At 68.4% G+C, this 18,231-nt stretch carries 17 protein-coding genes; 7 read left to right on the forward strand and 10 right to left on the reverse strand.

All coding sequences use genetic code 11. The features are described from left to right. Positions 1 to 5: 5 nt before the first annotated feature. The 4 genes from E3U25_RS19100 to ychF form a co-directional block, all read right to left on the reverse strand. A complete protein-coding gene (locus E3U25_RS19100; protein ID WP_147304501.1) occupies positions 6 to 530 on the reverse strand; it encodes a hypothetical protein in 525 nt (174 codons plus the stop codon). 10 nt (positions 531 to 540) lie between these two features. Next, entirely contained in the window at positions 541 to 1,179 is a 639-nt protein-coding gene (locus E3U25_RS19105) for a hypothetical protein (protein WP_147304500.1), read from the reverse strand. Beyond that, positions 1,163 to 1,981, reverse strand: a complete 819-nt coding sequence (locus tag E3U25_RS19110; protein ID WP_116221858.1) for a TIGR04255 family protein — start codon at positions 1,979 to 1,981, stop codon at positions 1,163 to 1,165. The genes E3U25_RS19105 and E3U25_RS19110 overlap by 17 nt, the downstream gene beginning before the upstream one ends. A gap of 608 nt (positions 1,982 to 2,589) precedes the next feature. After that, positions 2,590 to 3,687, reverse strand: coding sequence for a redox-regulated ATPase YchF (gene ychF, locus E3U25_RS19115; RefSeq protein WP_036749941.1), 1,098 nt, complete (start codon positions 3,685 to 3,687; stop codon positions 2,590 to 2,592). A 126-nt stretch (positions 3,688 to 3,813) separates the two neighbouring features. Here ychF and trpA point away from each other — a divergent pair, with 126 nt between their 5' ends. The 4 genes from trpA to E3U25_RS19135 all read left to right on the forward strand — a co-directional run bounded on the left by trpA (position 3,814) and on the right by E3U25_RS19135 (position 7,721). Further along, positions 3,814 to 4,611, forward strand: coding sequence for a tryptophan synthase subunit alpha (trpA, locus tag E3U25_RS19120; protein WP_116221856.1), 798 nt, complete (start codon positions 3,814 to 3,816; stop codon positions 4,609 to 4,611). A 113-nt stretch (positions 4,612 to 4,724) separates the two neighbouring features. After that, positions 4,725 to 5,342 carry a glutathione S-transferase family protein gene (locus E3U25_RS19125; RefSeq protein WP_116221855.1) on the forward strand — a complete coding sequence of 206 codons (618 nt, stop codon included), beginning with the start codon at positions 4,725 to 4,727 and terminating at the stop codon, positions 5,340 to 5,342. Positions 5,343 to 5,353: 11 nt separating this feature from the next. Further along, a complete protein-coding gene (locus E3U25_RS19130) occupies positions 5,354 to 6,883 on the forward strand; it encodes a VOC family protein (RefSeq protein WP_116221854.1) in 1,530 nt (509 codons plus the stop codon). Positions 6,884 to 7,127: 244 nt separating this feature from the next. Continuing rightward, entirely contained in the window at positions 7,128 to 7,721 is a 594-nt protein-coding gene (locus E3U25_RS19135) for an NADPH-dependent FMN reductase (RefSeq protein ID WP_116222414.1), read from the forward strand. Positions 7,722 to 7,751: 30 nt separating this feature from the next. On the opposite strand, the gene E3U25_RS19140 is transcribed toward E3U25_RS19135, so the two are convergent. Both E3U25_RS19140 and E3U25_RS19145 read right to left on the reverse strand, forming a co-directional pair. Continuing rightward, entirely contained in the window at positions 7,752 to 8,156 is a 405-nt protein-coding gene (locus tag E3U25_RS19140; RefSeq protein WP_116221853.1) for a DUF1801 domain-containing protein, read from the reverse strand. Positions 8,157 to 8,307: 151 nt separating this feature from the next. Next, positions 8,308 to 9,252 carry a ring-cleaving dioxygenase gene (locus tag E3U25_RS19145; RefSeq protein WP_116221852.1) on the reverse strand — a complete coding sequence of 315 codons (945 nt, stop codon included), beginning with the start codon at positions 9,250 to 9,252 and terminating at the stop codon, positions 8,308 to 8,310. A gap of 108 nt (positions 9,253 to 9,360) precedes the next feature. Between E3U25_RS19145 and E3U25_RS19150 the strand changes: the two genes are divergently transcribed. The 3 genes from E3U25_RS19150 to E3U25_RS19160 all read left to right on the forward strand — a co-directional run bounded on the left by E3U25_RS19150 (position 9,361) and on the right by E3U25_RS19160 (position 13,197). Beyond that, positions 9,361 to 10,335: a LysR family transcriptional regulator gene (locus tag E3U25_RS19150; protein WP_036749926.1), complete on the forward strand. Its 975-nt coding sequence runs from the start codon at positions 9,361 to 9,363 to the stop codon at positions 10,333 to 10,335. Then, positions 10,332 to 11,351: an LLM class flavin-dependent oxidoreductase gene (locus tag E3U25_RS19155; protein ID WP_116221851.1), complete on the forward strand. Its 1,020-nt coding sequence runs from the start codon at positions 10,332 to 10,334 to the stop codon at positions 11,349 to 11,351. Before E3U25_RS19150 ends, E3U25_RS19155 begins: the two co-directional genes overlap by 4 nt. Positions 11,352 to 11,421: 70 nt before the next feature. Beyond that, positions 11,422 to 13,197, forward strand: coding sequence for a monovalent cation:proton antiporter-2 (CPA2) family protein (locus E3U25_RS19160; protein ID WP_114535186.1), 1,776 nt, complete (start codon positions 11,422 to 11,424; stop codon positions 13,195 to 13,197). On the opposite strand, the gene E3U25_RS19165 is transcribed toward E3U25_RS19160, so the two are convergent. The 4 genes from E3U25_RS19165 to E3U25_RS19180 all read right to left on the reverse strand — a co-directional run bounded on the left by E3U25_RS19165 (position 13,194) and on the right by E3U25_RS19180 (position 18,229). Further along, positions 13,194 to 13,757: a HutD/Ves family protein gene (locus E3U25_RS19165; RefSeq protein ID WP_116221850.1), complete on the reverse strand. Its 564-nt coding sequence runs from the start codon at positions 13,755 to 13,757 to the stop codon at positions 13,194 to 13,196. The two genes, E3U25_RS19160 and E3U25_RS19165, sit on opposite strands and share 4 nt — an antisense overlap. Before the next feature lie 44 nt (positions 13,758 to 13,801). Then, positions 13,802 to 14,836, reverse strand: a complete 1,035-nt coding sequence (locus E3U25_RS19170; protein ID WP_116221849.1) for an AbrB family transcriptional regulator — start codon at positions 14,834 to 14,836, stop codon at positions 13,802 to 13,804. Positions 14,837 to 14,915: 79 nt separating this feature from the next. Continuing rightward, positions 14,916 to 16,679 (reverse strand): acetyl/propionyl/methylcrotonyl-CoA carboxylase subunit alpha, encoded by a 1,764-nt coding sequence (locus tag E3U25_RS19175; RefSeq protein ID WP_116221848.1) that lies wholly within the window; start codon positions 16,677 to 16,679, stop codon positions 14,916 to 14,918. Continuing rightward, positions 16,676 to 18,229 (reverse strand): 5-oxoprolinase subunit B/C family protein, encoded by a 1,554-nt coding sequence (locus E3U25_RS19180; RefSeq protein ID WP_116221847.1) that lies wholly within the window; start codon positions 18,227 to 18,229, stop codon positions 16,676 to 16,678. The genes E3U25_RS19175 and E3U25_RS19180 overlap by 4 nt, the downstream gene beginning before the upstream one ends. Positions 18,230 to 18,231: the final 2 nt, after the last annotated feature.

Consider the following 18,231-nt stretch of genomic DNA (forward strand, 5'->3'; position numbering starts at 1 on the left):
CTCACTTAAACCCGATCTGGGAAAACGTCGGTATACTCAAGGACACTGTCCAACGCCTTTAGCAACTCCGAACGCATGCGCTCAACCAGACTGTTTTGTGTCGCGCGAGGCATTTCGTTGATTCTATTTGAATACAATGGCTTAACGCCACAATGCGCTGGATTGGCGGGCATACCTATCTCTTCATTGGCCTCTATTGGTTCGTGTGTGATCTCAAATAATCTATTATTCTCGGCGCATGTACATCTACGCAGGTTGCTGACGAGAAATCCGCCAAATTTCGGGATCTTTCGCTTTTCAAGCAAATCAGCATTCAAGCCTTGGCGGGTTTGATATTCAATCCGCCAATCAACAGAGGCCTTCGAGATACGCGCTTCTTGGTCAACGCTAATGTATCGGGCGACCTCGTTTCTATCAGGTTTCCCTAGCAGATCCGAACGGTCGAATGCTGCCGAACTCACTTCGCCATCGTGAAAGTGCAACGGGTGCCACAGAAGGCGCAGAACCCGATCCTCATCAGAAACCAACACTTGCCGTCTCTTAAGTCGTCAGAATCTGCACCAAATCGGCGGGCAAACCCTTGCTCAACTGTGCTTCGCCATTGCTAGCAAAATTTCCTTCTCCTTGTTCGACATAATAAGCGAACGTATCATAGTCGAAGACCGACAGACTCCCCACCAACAGCCCTCTCTTCCAAGAGAAAACGATATACCCGTCAGTGTCCATACTAACCAAAGGCGCGGGTCCTTCCGGTAACGCTTGCTCAAGCTCGCACAATAGAGCCGCCGCGCCCAATTTCGCCGAAATCGTAGCGGCACGAGACCCGTCGCCGTACCAACCATGCTCTAGCTGAGACACCTCCCGCAGCCGCTGCTCTGCTATAACCCAGTCAGATGCGCGAACCGCGTCATCTGCCCAACTGCCGGCGCTCGAAATGATTGGATCCTGCGCCATCGCGCTGGTCCCGAACTCCGCGGAAAAATCCAACTTATGGGTAGGCCGGGTTACCGTTTCCCTAACGCCGCGCTCGTTGCTTCCGTAAGAAGAGCAACTTTCTTCAGCAGCGACGACATAGGCCAAACGATCAAAGGACTGCGCATCCTTTGCGTGAAGGACGGCGCCAGGAACAAACGCAAGGGCGCTGCAGGTCGCGCTAACCGTTCTAAGCATGAGTGCCACTCCCATTACTCCTCATGCCGACCATCGAACGAGCGCTTTCGCTGATGATCGAGGAAAAGTGCTCGTTACACAAAGTATGGAGTTGGTCGAAGATTGCTTCAAGGTCTGACGTGACGAATTGGTTGGGCTCCGGCCGGAACTCCGCTCTAGTGTAGATCTGGATGCTACGAACGTCGGAGCCGGTGTGGGTCTTCCCATCGACCGCATCCACGTTCTGGTTCATCAGTATGGTTCTTCCGTCCAAGCGATCAAACCAACCACGATGAACATGCCAAGTGTAAAGCCCCTTCCGCGCTCCCTCGCTCACAGACGCAAGGAGATCTAGGTCGAGTATCTCCTCAGGACTCGCCTCTACCGGAACGCCCTGAAAAATGAACCGGTCGGTATAGTCGAGCGCAAGCGCACGAAAGTCCACTACGGCTGCAAACTGGTCGACCCCGAACTCAGCTACGGATATGAATCGGCGCAGGGCCATCTCCCAGGTTCGATAGTCTGTGGATTCGTACGCAAGCCCCGCCTGGTTCACGATCAGCGCCTCGACTGTCCCTGTCGAAGCGTCTCGTAACGATTGCCAACCACCAGCCTTCTGCAAAACTGACGAGGGCGTCCCGACCTGGAAACTAACTTGGTGGAACTCGGCCGGCTGAACTGGTCCGAACCGTAGCTGCTCTCGTCGCTCTTCGAATTTCCGCTGTACGGCGTCTATAACGCGCTGAGGTATCTGCTCAGCGAATGCTATGTCAAAACGAACTCGCTCGATCGCGTGTCGCTGTTGCACCGGAGCCCAGCTCAAGGTTTCCACCCATTCTCAAAAACTGCTGTCTTGATCTCGGATCATAGGCGGTTTGGCAATACCTAGCAAACCAGAGTGGTGCAAAAAGTGTACACAGGATCCGAGCCGTAAGTGATTCTCAAGATAAATCAATAACATGTAATCGAGCATGAAAGACTTAGCAGGGGTGTGCCTTCGACCACTCGGCCACGTCTCCGCCGCGCGGTCTAGCAGGGCAGAGGCGGGAAAAACAAGGGCAAATCGCATGGAAGGGGCGTTTCACGCAAAATTCTCCGCAGCGGGCCGCGAACGGCGCCGGGTGCCCTGCCGCACGGGCCGCGGAGGCGATGCGTCCGTCGCTCCGGTCGACCAAATCCGCCCCGCCCGGACGGTCGGGGCCAGGCGCCGGGCCGCGAGCAAAACCCGGTGCAGGCCGGCGAGGGCGATCGGCGCCGCCAGCAGGCCGGCGCGGTCCGGGAAAAGGTGCGAGACAGGGCGGGGCGTCAGCCTGCAGACCGGCGCGGCCCCGGCAGCCCGCGCCAAGGCCCTGCATCCTCCGCCTCGGGAGCAGAAGGACGATGCGCCCGGCCATACCCGCGGCCAGGATGCGACGCGGAAGGTGAGGACAAGGCTGCCGGTCAGGCGTTGAACAGGAAATGCAGCACGTCGCCGTCCTGCACCACATAGGACTTGCCCTCGACGCGGAACTTGCCGGCCTCGCGCGCGCCGGCCTCGCCCTTGCAGGTGACATAGTCGTCATAGGCGATGGTCTCGGCGCGGATGAAGCCGCGCTCGAAATCGCCGTGGATCACGCCCGCCGCCTGCGGGGCCAGCGTGCCCTTGTGGATGGTCCAGGCGCGCGCCTCCTTGGGGCCGACGGTGAAATAGGTATCGAGGCCCAGCAGCTTGTAGCCCTCGCGGATCAGGCGATCCAGGCCAGCCTCGTGCAGGCCCATCTCCTCGAGGAACATGCCGGCCTCCTCGGGCGGAAGCTGGCTGATCTCCTCCTCGATCTTGGCGGAAATCACCACATGGCCGGCGCCCTGTTCGGCCGCCATCCGGGCCACGCGCTCGGACTGGCTGTTGCCGCTGGCGGCCTTGTCCTCTTCGACGTTGCAGACGAACAGCACCGGCTTGGCGGTCAGCAGTTGCAGCATGTCCCAGGCCTTGCGATCCTCGTCCGCGACCTCGACGGTGCGGGCGGGGCGGCCGGATTCCAGCGCCGCCTGCGCGGCTTTCAGCAGCTTTTCCTGCGCCACCGCCTCCTTGTCGCCGCCCTTCAGCTTGCGCTGGATATTGGCCAGCCGGCGCTCGACGGATTCCAGGTCGGCGATCATCAGCTCGGTCTCGATGGTCTCGGCGTCGGCGATGGGGTCGACGCGGCCCTCGACATGGGTGACGTCGCCATCCTCGAAGCAGCGCAGCACATGGGCGATGGCATCGACCTCGCGGATATTGGCCAGGAACTGGTTGCCCAGCCCCTCGCCCTTGCTGGCGCCCTTCACCAGGCCGGCGATGTCGACGAAGGTGATGCGGGTCGGGATGATCTGCTTGGACCCCGCGATCTCGGCCAGCCTGTCCAGCCGCGGATCGGGCACGGCGACCTCGCCCACGTTCGGCTCGATGGTGCAGAAGGGAAAGTTCGCGGCCTGCGCGGCGGCGGTTTTCGTCAGCGCGTTGAACAGCGTCGATTTGCCCACGTTCGGCAGGCCGACGATCCCCATGCGAAAGCCCATGATGCACCCCTTTTCCCGGATTTCCGCGCTTATTATGGGGCGATGACGCGCAAGTCCAGTGGCGGGCCGTTGATCTTGCCCCTCAAGCCGGGCTAGGGCTGGGCGGACCATGAGGGAACGGGGCGCATGAGCAGAATCGACGACACTTTCGCGCGGCTGGCCGAAACCGGCGGCAAGGCCTTCGTCGCCTATATGATGGGCTGCGACCCGGATTTCGACACCTCGCTGCAGATCATGCGCGGCCTGCCCGGCGCGGGAGTGGACATCATCGAGCTGGGCATGCCCTTCACCGACCCGATGGCGGACGGCGCCACGATCCAGGCGGCGGGCCAGCGCGCGCTGGCGGCGGGCGGCAGCGTGACCCGCGTGCTGGACATGGTGCGCGCCTTTCGCGCCCAGGACGACGCCACGCCCATCGTGCTGATGGGCTATTACAACCCGATCTATGCCCGCAAGGGCGGCGTGGACCGCTTTATCGCCGAGGCGGTCGAGGCCGGGGTGGACGGGCTGATCGTGGTGGACCTGCCGCCCGAGGAAGATGCCGAGCTGTGCCTGCCGGCGCGCGAGGCCGGGCTGAACTTCATCCGCCTGGCGACGCCGACCACCGACGACCGGCGCCTGCCCGCCGTGGTGCAGAACACCAGCGGCTTCGTCTATTACGTCTCGGTCACAGGCATCACCGGCGGCCCCGCGGCGAACGCGGCCGAGGTCGCGCCCGAGGTCGCCCGGATCCGCGCCAGCGCCGGGCTGCCGGTCGTGGTCGGCTTCGGCATCTCGACGCCCGAGGCTGCGCAGGCGGTGGCGGGCGTGGCCGACGGCTGCGTGGTGGGCTCGGCCATCGTCAAGCTGATCGGCGAGGGCCGCCCGGTGCCCGAGATCCTGTCCTTCGTCGCGGACCTGGCCAAGGGCGCGCATAGCGCCTGAACCGATCCCCGCCCCGGCGCGTTCGATGATGCAGAACGCCGCGTTCCAGCCTTTGCCGGTTGGGGAAACGCGGCGCGACGCTATCTTGGACGCATCGCAAGACGGAGGATCCCATGCCCACCCTGTTCTACCATGCCGGCGCCTGCTCGCTCGCGCCCCATATCGTGCTGGAATGGACCCAAGCGCCCTACGAGGCGGTGGCGGTCGAATTCGGCTCGGCGGAACTGATGGCGGTGAACCCGGCCGGCGCCGTGCCTGTGCTGCGCGAGGATGACGGCTGGATCCTGACCCAGGCGGGCGCGATCCTGCACCACCTGGCCCGCAAGCATCCCGAGGCCGACCTGGCCGGCGGCGACGAGTTGCGGGCGCAGGCGGAACTCGACCGCTGGTCGAGCTTCTTCACCGGCGACCTGCATCCGGCCTTCTTCCCGCTGTTCACGCCGCAGCGCTATACCACCCGCCGCGATGAGGCCGACCGCGAAGCGGTGCAAGAGGCCGCGCGCAAGCTGGTCCGCAAGCGGCTGGCGCTGCTGGACGCGCATCTGGACGGCCGCGACTGGATCCTGGGCCGCCGCTCGGTGATCGACGCCTATGCCTTTCCGATGCTGCGTTGGGCCGGGAAGCTGCTGCCCGAGGGCACCCAGGGCTGGGCCAATGTGCAGGCCCTGCATGACCGCATCGCGGCCGATCCGGCCGTGCAGACCGTCCTGGCCCGCGAAGAGGGCGCATAAAGGGGAAAGCCATGCCCAGTGGCATCCATCACGTCACCGGCATCACCCGCCGGGTCCAGGCCAATGTCGATTTCTACGCCGGCTTCCTGGGCCTGCGCCTGGTCAAGCGCACCGGCGGCTTCGAGGATGCCGAGCAATTGCACCTGTTCTATGGCGACGCGCTCGGCTCGCCCGGCTCGCTCGTCACCTTCCTGGTGTGGGAGGACGGGGCAAGGGGCCGGGTCGGCCATGGCCAGGTCGCCGAGATCGCGCTGGCCGTGCCGCCCGACAGCATCGGCGACTGGCTGACCCGCGCCATGACCGCCCGCGTGCCGGTCGAGGGGCCGCTGCGCGAGCGGGGCGAAACCGTGCTGCGGCTGAAAGACCCCGACGGCGTGATCGTCAAGCTGGTGGGGGCGGACCTGCCTGCCACGGCCCCCCTGCCCGACCCGATCGCGCCGACGCGGCTGCGCGGCGTCACCATCCTGACCGAGCAGCCTGCGGCGACGCGCGATTTTCTGACCCGCTTCGGCTATCGCCCCGGCACGGCCGAGGGCGCGGTGCAGCGCATGGCCTCAGACACGGATGTCGTCGACATCCGCGACGCCACCGGCTTCTTTCCGGGCATTCCCGGCACCGGCATCCTGGACCACGTCGCCTTTCGCGCGCCGGATGCCGATGCGCTGCGCCGGATGCGGCTGGCGTTGCAGGATACCGATGCAACCAGCGTGCATGACCGGAAATATTTCCTGTCGCTTTATGTGCGCGAGCCGGCGGGGACGCTGCTGGAATATGCCACCGACGCGCCCGGCTTCACCCTGGACGAGACGCCCGAGGATCTGGGCCGAACGCTGTTCGTCCCGCCCGATGACGCGGCCCGCGCCGACGACCTGCGCGTGATCCTGCCGCAATTCGCCCTGCCGGGCGAGGAAAGGAGCCCGATGCGCGATCTGCATTTCATCCACCGCTTCCACCGGCCGGAAAACCCGGACGGCAGCACCATCGTGCTGCTGCATGGCACCGGCGGCAACGAAACCGATCTGATGCCGCTGGCCCATCGCATCGCGCCCCGCGCCACGCTGCTGGGCGTCCGCGGCCGCTCGACCGAAGAGGGGATCAACCGCTGGTTCCGCCGCTATGACGCGGTGACCTACGATCAGGCGGATGTCCGGGCCGAGGCCGAGGCCTTTGCCGGCTTCATCGACGAAGCCGCGCGGGCCTATGGCCTGGACCCCGAGGCGCTGGTCTACCTGGGTTATTCCAACGGCGCGAACCTGCTGGGCGCGGTGCTGCAGCTGCATCCCGGCCTGATCGGGCGCGCGGTGCTGATCCGCGCCGTGCAGGTGCTGGAGGCGCCGCCGGCGCTGGACGCGCAGGCCCTGGCCGGCAGCCGGGTGCTGATGCTGACCGGCGCCCGCGATCCCTTTGCCCGCATGGCCCCGGCGCTGGAGCGCGCCTTGCAGGGCGGCGGCGCGGCGCTGGAGGCGCGGACCGTCGATGCGGGGCACGAGTTGCGGCCCGAGGACGTGTCGCTGGCCGGCGAATGGCTGGGCCGCGACTGACGCCCAGGCCGGCAGCGCGGCGCCCGTCCGCGCTGCCGCATGGGTATTTGTGGAACAGAGAAGATGGACAGGCGGGTCGCGAAGCCCGCCTGCTTCCTTCCGGCGCGGCCTGTTTCCGATTTCCGAACGCCGCTTCCGATTTCGGTTGGCTTGTCCGAAAGCCTCGCAGGGCCCAATTTGAGGCCACGACATTCAACCAGAAGGGCCGCGTCCGGCCCGCCAAACCATGACGAAGGACCAGACCATGACCCGGAAACCGCATATCGCCATCATCATCGGCTCGACCCGCGCGGCGCGCTTTGCCGACAAGCCCGCCGCCTGGCTGCTGGAAAACGCCCGGAAGCGCGAGGACATGAGCTTCGAGCTGGTGGACCTGCGCGACTACGACCTGCCGCTGTTCGACGAGGTCGCCTCGAACCTCTGGGTGCCGTCGCAGGATGCGCGCGCGGTGAAATGGCAGCAGAAGCTGGCCGAGTTCGACGGCTATGTCTTCCTGACCTCGGAATACAACCACTCGGTCAGCGGCTCGCTGAAGAATGCGCTGGATCAGGCCTACAAGGAATGGAACCGCAAGCCGGCGGCGGCCATGGGCTATGGGGGCGTCGGCGCCGCCCGCGCCATCGAGCATCTGCGCGGCATCGCCGTCGAATTGCAGATGGTGCCGCTGCGCAACGCCGTGCATCTGGGCGGCGGCGATTTCTTCAAGGTCTCGCCCCTGGGCGCCAATGGCGAGATGGCCGAGGTCGAGGCGAACCTGCTGCCCGCGCTGGAGGCCATGCTGGACGAGCTGCATTGGTGGGCCGAGGCGACCATGGCGCAGCGCGCCAAGACCGCCTGATATTATCTTGTTAATCAGTTCACGGGGCGGTCACTTCGACCGCCCCTTTTTCTTGCTGGCCGTGTTCAGCGCCACGGCGGCGCGGATCAGCGCCTTCAGCGCCTCGGCGTCGATCCGCTCGCCCTCGCGCAGGTCGATGGCGCGGCGGGTGTTGCCTTCCAGGCTGGCGTTGAACAGGCCCGCCGGATCCTCGAGCGCCGCGCCCTTGGCGAAGGTCATCTTGACCACCTGCTTGTAGGTCTCGCCGGTGCAGAGGATGCCGTCATGCGACCAGACCGGCACGCCGCGCCATTTCCATTCCTCGACCACCTCGGGATCGGCCTCGTGGATCAGGGCGCGCAGCCGCGCCAAGGTCTCGCCGCGCCAGTCGCCCAGCTCCTTGATCCGTGCGTCGATCAGTTCCGAGGCGGGCTTGTCCGTTTCCGGCTGGCTCATGGGGTATCGCTCCCTTTCGTCCTGTCGCGCAGCAGAGCATGGGGCGAAACCCCCGATGCGGCAACAGGCCCGAAGGCCGCGGGCGGATTCTTGCGCGCAAGAAAAAGGCCGCCGAAGCGATCCGGCGGCCTTTCGTTCGGTTCGGCAGGGTTCAGTCCAGCGGCTTCAGCCGCGCCTCGATCTGTGCGCGCTGCCCTTCCAGGAAAGGCGGCAGGGACAGCGTCTCGCCCAGGCTCTCCAGCGGCTCGTCCACGGCGAAGCCGGGATCGTCGCTGGCGATCTCGAACAGGTTGCCCCCCGGCTCGCGGAAATAGAGCGAGCGGAAATAATAGCGCTCGACCTCGCCCGAATTGGGCACCCGCATCTCGGAAAGCCGGGCGGCCCAGGCGTGGATCGCCGGCTTGTCGGGCACGCGGAAGGCGACGTGATGCACCCCGCCCGCACCCTGGCGCGCCACCGGCAGGTCGGGCTGGACCGCCACATGCAGCTCGGCCGCAGGGCCGCCCTGTCCCATTTCGTAGACATGGACGGTGCCGTGCCCGTCGGGGCTGGCATAGTCGCGGACCTTGCGCATGGCCATGACATGGGTCAGCACCGCCTCGGTCGGGGCCAGTTCCGGCACCGAGATGGTGATCGGCCCCAGCCCGTGGATCTGGTGCTGCGCCGGCACCGGGCTTTTTTCCCAGGGCGCGGCCACGGCATCGGCGGCGTCCTCGGCCAGGCGGAAACGCTGGCCCTCGGGGTCTTCGAAATCGAGGCTGGCGCGGGTGTCGATCCGGGCGATCTGCCCCACGGTCAGGCCGCGGTCCTGAAGCCGCCCGGCCCAATAGTCCAGGCTGTCGCCCGCGACCCGCAGCCCGGTGCGGCTGATCGAATGCGTCCCGCGCCGTTCCCGCGCCGCCGGCCAGTCGAAAAAGGTCAGGTCGGTGCCAGGCCGTGCCAGCCCGTCGGCATAGAACAGATGATAGGCGCTGGTGTCGTCCTGGTTGACGGTCTTCTTGACCAGCCGCAGCCCCAGCGTGTCGGTATAGAACCGCTTGTTGCCGGGCGCATCGGCGGTGATCGCCGTCAGGTGGTGAATTCCGGTCAGCTCCATGATGGGCCTCCTTTCTGTCGGCACCAATATCGGCCATGGGCGGCTTTTGCGCCACGGCGCCGGCTGCGAACCTTGTGTTCGGCGCCGACGAACGGGTAAGCTCGGGCCATGCGCTATGACCTGAACGACCTGGAAACCTTCCTGACGGTGATGGAACTGGGCACCGTCACCGCCGCCGCCGCGCGGCTGAACCTGTCGAAATCGGTGGTCAGCAAGCGGATCACCGACCTGGAGGCGACGTTGGGCGCCGCCCTGTTTCGCCGCAATGCCGGGCGCATCACCCCGACCGAGGCGGCGCTGCGCCTGGCCGAGCGGCTGCGTCCCGCGCTGGCCGAACTGGTCGCGGCGGCCGAAAGCACCGCCTGGGACATGGACGGGCTGGCGCCCCTGCGCGGCAGCCTGTCCGTCGCCGCGCCGATGAGCTTTGGCGTGCTGCACCTGGGGCCGATCATCGCCCGCTTCGCCGCCCAGAACCCCGAGCTGGAGATCAGCGTCGACTACGACGACCGCAGCCGCGACCTGGCGCGCGAGGGCTTCGACATCGGCATCCGCATCGGCAAGATGCGCGACAAGGCGCTGATGCAGCGCAAGCTGTGCGAGGACGCCAGCGTCGCCTGCGCCAGCCCCGCCTATCTGGACCGCAAGGGCCGGCCGCAAACCCTGGCCGACCTGCGCGAGCATGAGGTGATCGGCTACAGCCACCTGCCCAACAGCCAGCTGTGGCAGTTCCAGGACCGCGACCGCTTCGTCTCGCCGCTGGTGCAGGGGCGGCTGTCGATGAACAATGGCGAGGCGATCCGCGACATGGCCGTCGAGGGGCTGGGGCTGGCCATCCTGCCCGGCTTCATCGTCGCGCCGGCGCTGGCCGACGGGCGGCTGGAACGGGTGCTGCCCGGCTTTGGCACCAGGCCGCTGCCCATCGTCGCGGTCTGGCCGCCGGTCCTGCCCATGCCCGCCAAGCTGCGCCGCTTCATCGACCATGTGGCGGCGGAATTGCGCCAGCCCTCGTGGCAGGCGGGCTGGGGTGGGGGCCGCAGCGATCCCATATCCCAGGAACCCGCAATCCCAAAGGTGGTCCCGTGAAGAAGATCGGTTTCCTGTCCTTCGGCCATTGGTCGGACGAGCCCGCCTCGCACACCCGCAGCGCCCTGGACACGCTGCTGCAATCCATCGAGCTGGCCGTCGCCGCCGAGCAGCTGGGCGCGGACGGCGCCTATTTCCGCGTCCATCACTACGCCCGCCAGCTGGCTTCGCCCTTTCCGCTGCTGGCGGCGGTGGGCGCGCGCACCAGCCGTATCGAGATCGGCACCGCCGTCATCGACATGCGCTATGAAAACCCGCTGTATATGGCCGAGGATGCCGGCGCCGCCGACCTGATTTCGCAAGGGCGGCTGCAGCTGGGCATCTCGCGCGGCTCGCCCGAGCAGGTGATCGAGGGCTGGCGCTATTTCGGCTACTCCCCGGCCGAGGGCGAAAGCGACGCCGACATGGCGCGGCGCCATGCCGAGGTGTTCCTGAACGTGATCGAGGGGCATGGCTTCGCGCGGCCGAACCCGCGGCCGATGTTCCCCAACCCGCCCGGCCTGCTGCGGATCGAGCCGCATTCGCCCGGCCTGCGCCAGCGAATCTGGTGGGGCGCGGCCTCGAACGACACCGCCCGCTGGGCGGCGCAGCTGGGCATGCACCTGCAAAGCTCGACGCTCAAGACCGACGAGAACGGCAAGCCCTTCCACGTCCAGCAGGCCGAGCAGATCCGCGCCTATCGCGAGGCATGGGCGGCGGCGGGGCATGAGCGCGAGCCGCGCGTCTCGGTCAGCCGCTCGATCTTTCCGCTGATGGACGACCGCGACCGGATGTATTTCGGCCATGGCGGCAAGGAGGCCGACCAGATCGGCTTCATCGAGGAGACCCGCTCGATCTTCGGCCGCGGCTATACCGGCGAGCCCGACCGGCTGGTCGAGGATCTGCGCGAGGACGAGGCCATCGCCGAGGCCGACACGCTGCTGCTGACCGTGCCGAACCAGCTGGGCGTCGATTACAACCTGCATGTGATCGAGGCAGTTCTGGCCCATGTCGCCCCGGCGCTTGGCTGGCGCTGAGCGCGGCGCTTTGTGATCGGGGGCGCCGGGTATAGGCTTACCCCCGGAAACCAGCGCGAACGGGGACCGGATGGCGACAGAGATGACGGCCGCCGCCGAGGCGGCGGGGCATGGCGGCGGCGGGATGCCGCTTGTGGGGGTGGTCGTGCTGCTGGCGGCCGCGGTGCTGGCGGTGCCGCTGTTTCGCAAGCTGGGGCTGGGCTCGGTGCTGGGCTATCTGGCGGCGGGGCTGGCGATCGGGCCCTTCGGCCTGGGCTTCTTCGACGACCCGCAGGCGATCATCCATGTGGCCGAGCTGGGCGTGGTGCTGTTCCTGTTCGTGATCGGGCTGGAGATGCAGCCCTCGCGGCTTTGGGCGATGCGGGGCGAGATCTTCGTGCTGGGCTTTGCCCAGGTGCTGCTGGCCATCGCGGCGCTGACCTGCGTCGGGCTGGCGCTGGGTTTTCCGGTCGCCGCCAGCTTCGTGTCGGGGACCGGCTTCGTGCTGACCTCGACCGCCATCGTCATGCAGATGCTGGCCGAGCGGGGCGAAATCGCCCTGCCCAAGGGCCGGCGCATCATCGCCATCCTGCTGTTCGAGGATCTGGCCATCGTGCCGCTGCTGGCGCTGGTCGCCTTCCTGGCGCCGGGCGGCGAGGAAGTGACCTTGCCCCAGCGCCTGGCCGGCATCGCCATCGGGCTGGGCTGCATCGCCGCGCTGGTCGCGGCCGGGCGCTATCTGCTGAACCCGATGTTCGGCCTGCTGGCGCGCTTCGGCGGGCGCGAGGTGATGACCGCCGCCGCGCTGCTGGTGGTGCTGGGCGCGGGGCTGCTGATGCAATGGGGCGGGCTGTCCATGGCGATGGGCGCCTTCCTGGCCGGGGTGCTCTTGTCCGAATCCAGCTTCCGCCACCAGCTCGAGGCCGATGTCGAGCCGTTCCGCGGCCTGCTGCTGGGCCTGTTCTTCCTGGGCGTCGGCATGGCGCTGGACCTGACCGTCATCGCCGCCAACTGGGCGCTGATCGCGATCTGCGTGCCGGCCTACATGCTCTTGAAGATGCTGGTGATCTATGCCGTCGGCCGGGTGCTGCGCGCGAGCCGGGCCGAGGCGCTGGAGCGCGCGGTGCTGATGGCGCAGGGCGGCGAGTTCGCCTTTGTGCTTTATTCCAGCGCCATGCAGTTCGGCATCATCAGCGGCCAGGACAATGCCATCCTGACCGCCATCGTCATCGTCTCGATGGTGCTGACGCCGCTGCTGATCATCCTGCACGACCGGCTGGCGCCCAAGCCCGCCCCCTCGCTCGACGGGGTCGAGGCGGCGCAGGGGCTGCAAGCGCGGGTGCTGATGATCGGTTTCGGCCGCATGGGCCAGATCGTCAGCCAGCCGCTGATCGCGCGCGGCCATTCCATCTCGATCGTCGAAAGCGATCCGCAGACCATCCGCGACGCCGACGAGTTCGGCTTCAAGGTCTGGTATGGCGACGGGGCGCGGCTGGACATCCTGCACGCCGCCGGCGCCGGCAATGCCAGCCTGATCGTCGCCGTGCCCGGCGACAGGCAGGCCACCACCCGCATCGTCGAGCTGGCCAAGCACGAATTCCCGCTGGTCCCGGTCATCGCCCGCGCCTTCGACCGCGAACATGCGCGCGAACTGGTCGAGGCCGGCGCCGACTACCAACTGCGCGAGACGCTGGAAAGCGCCTTCGCCCTGGGCCGCGAGGCGCTGCTGCAGCTTGGCGACGACCCCGACGAGGTCGACGAGGTCATGGCCGAGATCCGCGGCCGCGACATGGAGCGCTTCGAGATGGAATGCGTCGGCGGCATCTTCGCCGGCCGCGACCTGCTGCTCGGCAATCGTCGGGACTAGGCGCGGGCGATCTCGATCAGCCAGACATCCGGCGCGGGACCGACCGGCAGCGCGGCCTCCGGCTCTTCGCAGAACAGCGCATCGAGCTGGTCCAGCGCCACGGTCCCGCCGGCGAAATCCAGCACCACCGGCGCGGTCGCCAGCAACAGCCGCCAGCCGGGCGCGCCCTCGGCCGCCTGGGTCAGCCGCGCCAGCCGGTGGGTGAAGGCGCCGCGCCGGGTCATCACGTTCAGGTCGGTGATCGGCCCCGCCAGCAGCCGCGCCGAGGTCGGCACATCCGCCGGGAATGCCAGCGGCGCGCTCTCCGGCGTCAGCCGCTGGGCGGGCTGCCCCTGCACCTGCAACGCGATCCCCGCGCCGATCAGCACCGCCAGCGTGCGGTCGATCTGCGGGAAGATCGAGAAATCGCCGTCCTCGGTCACGCCGGCCATGCTGACGCGCCAGCCGAAATCGGCAAGGCCCGCGCCCGCGGGGTGGACGGCGATCTCGACCGTCTCGCCGCGGCCGTTCTTCCACGGCATGCGGCGATGGTCGGCGGCTTTCAGGATGCGATGGCTCATGCGGTTCCTCCCCTTGGTTCCGGCCCCTCGGGGCCGCGGTTGCCTCAGCCCCGGCGGCGGCCCAGCACCTTGCCCACCACCGGACCCAGCACGATCACGATGACCATGCGCAGCAGGTGGTGGCTGACGACATAGGCCATGTCCGCCCCGGCGATCAGCGCGATCACCACCATCTCGGCCTGCCCGCCCGGCAGGAAGGCCAGGAAGGCGTCGAGCCCCGGCGCCAGCCCCAGGTGCATGATCCCCTCGATGAAGACCAGGCTGATCCCCGCCAAGAGCAGCGCATAGACCAGCCCGGCCGTCACATGCAGGCGCAACTCGCGCAGGGTGATGCCGGCATATTTCACCCCGACGGCGATGCCGATGAAGAATTGCGCGGCCTGGATCATCTCGGCCGGCGGGCGCTGGGTGATCAGGCCCGACAGCGACAGCGCCGCCGTCAGCACCATCGGCCCCAGGATCGAGGCGCCGAAGATGCCCAGCCGCTCGCCCCCCTTCCAGCCGACCAGCCCGGCGGCGACCATCAGCGCGATCTCGGCCGCGCCGGTCGTGCGCATCGGCGCGCCGGGCGGCTGCGACAGGTCCACGCCCCACCAGCCGGTCAGGATCAGCGGCGCGACCGTGACGATCACCAGCACCCGCGTCGCATGGATCAGCGACAGCGCGCGGACATCGCCGCCCGCCTCTTCGCCAAAGACCAGCATGTCCTGCAAGCCGCCGGGCATGGCGCCATACCAGGCCGTGGCGTGGTCGAAGCCGAAGGCGCGGCGGAACAAGGGATAGCCGACCAGCGCGATCACCCCGATGAAGCCCGGCACGAACAGCAGCGAGGCCGCCACGTCCGGCAGTTCCGCCAGCACGCCGGGCGTGATCGAGGCGCCGACCGCCACCCCCAGGATGGTGCGCATGAAGATGCCGAACTGCCCGGCCCCGGCCAAAGGCGCGCCGGCCAGCGCCGCGACCAGGCAGGCCAGCATCGGCCCCAGCAGCATGGGCAGCGGCAGGTGCAACAGCAGAAAGGCCGCGCCGCCCAGGGCGGCCAGCGCAAAGGTCAGGAGGCGGCGGTTCAGCAGGCTCATCGTCTTTCCCGGCAGGTATCCGGCGGCCAGGGGCCGGCGGGCCGAATTGGCACGGCCCGCCGGGAAATGTCAAAGCGCCTCAGCCGATCCGCGCCAGGGCCGCGCCAAAGCCCAGCACCTCGCCCTGCGCGGCGATGCGGGTCAGCCGGCCCGCCCGATGCGCCTCGATCCGGGTCTCCATCTTCATCGCCTCGATGACGGCGACGACCTGGCCCTGTTCGACCTCGGCCCCGTCCTCGGCCTGCCACAGCGTCAGCGTGCCGGGGACCGGGGCGGCCAGCAGGGCCTCGTCCGTCTCGGGCGCAGCCTCCGCGGGGGCGCCGCCCGAGGGCAAGGCCGCAAGCATGCTCGCGGGCAGGCCCAGCTCATGCCGCTTGCCGTCGATCTCGATGGCCAGGCGCAGCAGCGGCGCCTGCGCGGCGGGCGCGACGCGGGCATGGGGGGCGACCGCCTCGGCCAGCGGTTCGGCGAAATCGGTCTCGATCCAGCGGGTATGGACGCGGAAATCCCCGTCCTCGGCGCGGAAATCCGGCTGGGCCAGCACGGCGCGGGCAAAGGGCAGCACCGAGGCCACGCCCCCGATGCGGAATTCGCGCAGCGCCCGGTCGGCGCGCTGCAAGGCTTCCTCGCGGGTGGCGCCGGTCACGATCAGCTTGGCCATCAGCGAATCGAAACTGCCCGGCACCACCGAGCCTTGGGCGACGCCACTGTCCAGCCGGATGCCCGGCCCCGAGGGCGCATCGAAGACCTCGACCGGGCCGGGCGTGGGCAGGAAGCCGCGCGCGGGGTCTTCGGCATTGATGCGGAACTCGATGGCATGGCCGCGCGGCTCCGGCACGGTCTCGTCGGCCAGCTTGGCGCCTTGTGCCACGCGGATCATGCCGCGCACCAGGTCGATGCCGGTGGTTTCCTCGGTCACAGGATGCTCGACCTGAAGCCGGGTGTTCACCTCGAGAAAGGAAATCGTGCCATTGGCCGAGAGCAGGTATTCCACCGTCCCCGCGCCCGAATAGCCGGCATGGGCGCAGATGGCGCGGGCGGAATCGTGGATGCGGGCGCGCTGCTCGTCGGTCAGGAACGGCGCCGGCGCCTCTTCGACCAGCTTCTGGTTGCGACGCTGCAGGGAACAGTCGCGGGTGCCGATCACCTTGACGGTGCCGTGCCTGTCGGCCAGCACCTGCGCCTCGACATGGCGCGGGCGATCCAGGAACTGCTCGATGAAGCATTCGCCGCGGCCGAAGGCGGTCAGCGCCTCGCGGGTGGCGGATTCGAACAGCTCCTCGACCTCTTCCAGCCGCCAGGCGACCTTCATGCCGCGGCCGCCGCCGCCGAAAGCGGCCTTGATGGCGATGGGCAGGCCGTGTTCCTTTGCGAAGGCCAGCGCCTCGGCGGCGCTTTCGACCGGGCCGGGGGTGCCGGCGACCAGCGGCGCACCCACCGCCTCGGCGATGCGGCGGGCCTCGATCTTGTCGCCAAGCGCCTCGATCACCTTGGGGTCGGGGCCGATCCAGATCAGCCCGGCATCCTGCACCGCCTGGGCGAAATCGGCGCGTTCGGACAGGAAGCCATAGCCCGGATGGATGGCATCGGCCCCTGCGGCCTGGGCGATGGCGATGATCTTGCCGGCATCCAGATAGGTGTCCGAGGGCTTGTCGCCCCCCAGCGCATGGGCCTGGTCGGCCATGCGCACGAAGATCGCGTCGCGATCGGCATCGGCATAGACGGCGACGCTTTCGATGCCCTCGTCGCGGCAGGCGCGGATCACGCGGACGGCGATCTCGCCCCGGTTGGCGATCAGCAGGCGGCGGATCGGGCGGCTGGGGCCGGTGGCGAAAATGGTCATGCGGGCCTCTCTGGCGTGATGGGGGCGAAATCGGCGCTGGCGGTAAAGCGGATGCGGGCGCCGGGCGGGATCTGCCCGGCCAGATCCAGCGCCTCGGGGCGCAGGGTGGCGATGACCGGATAGCCGCCGGTCAGCGGATGGTCGGCCAGAAACAGCACCGGCTGGCCGGAATGCGGGATCTGGATGGCGCCGGTCTCGGTCCCTTCCGAGGGCAGTTCGGTTGCGTCCTCGCGCGTCACCGGCTCGCCTTGCAGGCGGATGCCGACGCGCGAGCTTTGCGGCGTCACCAGCCATTCCTGGGTCAGGAAATGCTGGACCATCTGGGGCGTGAACCAGTCGGCGCGGGGGCCCAGCGTCACCGGCAATTCCACCAGATCGCCGGGTTTCGGCAGCGCCGGTTCGGGTTCGGCCGCGGCCGCGGCGGTGGCGGGACGGTTCGCGGCGGCCAGCACCGCGCCCGCCGCGACCTGCTCGGGCCCGACATGGGCCAGCGTATCGGTGGCGGCCGAGCCCAGCACCGGCGCGACCCGGAAGCCGCCGCGCAGCGCCAGATAGCTGCGCATCCCGGCCTGCGGCGGGTCGATGGCGATCTCGTCGCCCGCATCCACGGCAAAGGCCGCGCCGCGCGGGACGGCATGGCCGGCGACGCTGGCCGACGACGCGCCGGTCAGGGCCAGGGTCATCGGCTGGTCGGCCCGCAGCCGGACAGGGCCCAGCGTGATCTCCAGCACCGGCGCGTCCGAGGGGTTGCCGACGGCGCGATTGGCCCGCCGCGCCGCGCCCATGTCGAGCGCACCCGAGGCCGAGACGCCCTGCCCGCCCTGCCCCGGCCGCCCCTCGTCCTGAAAGACGATGGGAAAGGCGGTGGACAGCACGCGCAGGCCCTGCCGGGGTTGGGGCTGCGGGACGGCGGCCAAGGGGCGAATCTCGGCCCGGCGCGCCACGAAACGGCAGCGCACGCCGGGACGCAGCAGCGCCGGCGGGTCGCGGGACAGATCCCACATCGGCACCTCGGTGCGGCCGATCAATTGCCAGCCGCCGGGGGTCTCCTGCGGATAGACGCCGCAGAAGCGCCCGGCCAGCGCCACCGAACCCGCCGGGATACGGGTGCGCGGGGCCGGGCGGCGCGGCAGTTCGAAGCGCGGATCGTCGCAGGTCATATAGGCGAAGCCCGGCGCGAAGCCGCAAAAGGCCACCTGCCAGGTGGTCTCCTGATGGGCGGCGATCACCTCGGCCTCGGTCAGGCCCATATGGGCCGCGACATCGGCCAGATCCTCGCCGTCATAGGTCACGGGCAGCTCGACCGTCTCGCTGGCGCGGGCGTTGGGCGGCGTGCCTGGGGCGGGCTGGCGGGCCAGGACCGCGCCGGCCAGCCGGCCGTCGGCGGCGGTGCCGGGGGCGGTGCGGATCATCAGCGTGCGCGCGGCCGGGACGATCTCGGCCACGCCGGGCACCGGATCGGCCAGCAAAGCGTCGAACAGCGCCAGCGTCTGGTCCAGGTCGTCCAGTTCCGCCAGCAGGGTGCGGGGGCCGATGGGCAGGAAGCGCATGG

The sequence above is a fragment of the Paracoccus versutus genome, from assembly GCF_029909795.1.
GTDB lineage: Bacteria > Pseudomonadota > Alphaproteobacteria > Rhodobacterales > Rhodobacteraceae > Paracoccus > Paracoccus versutus.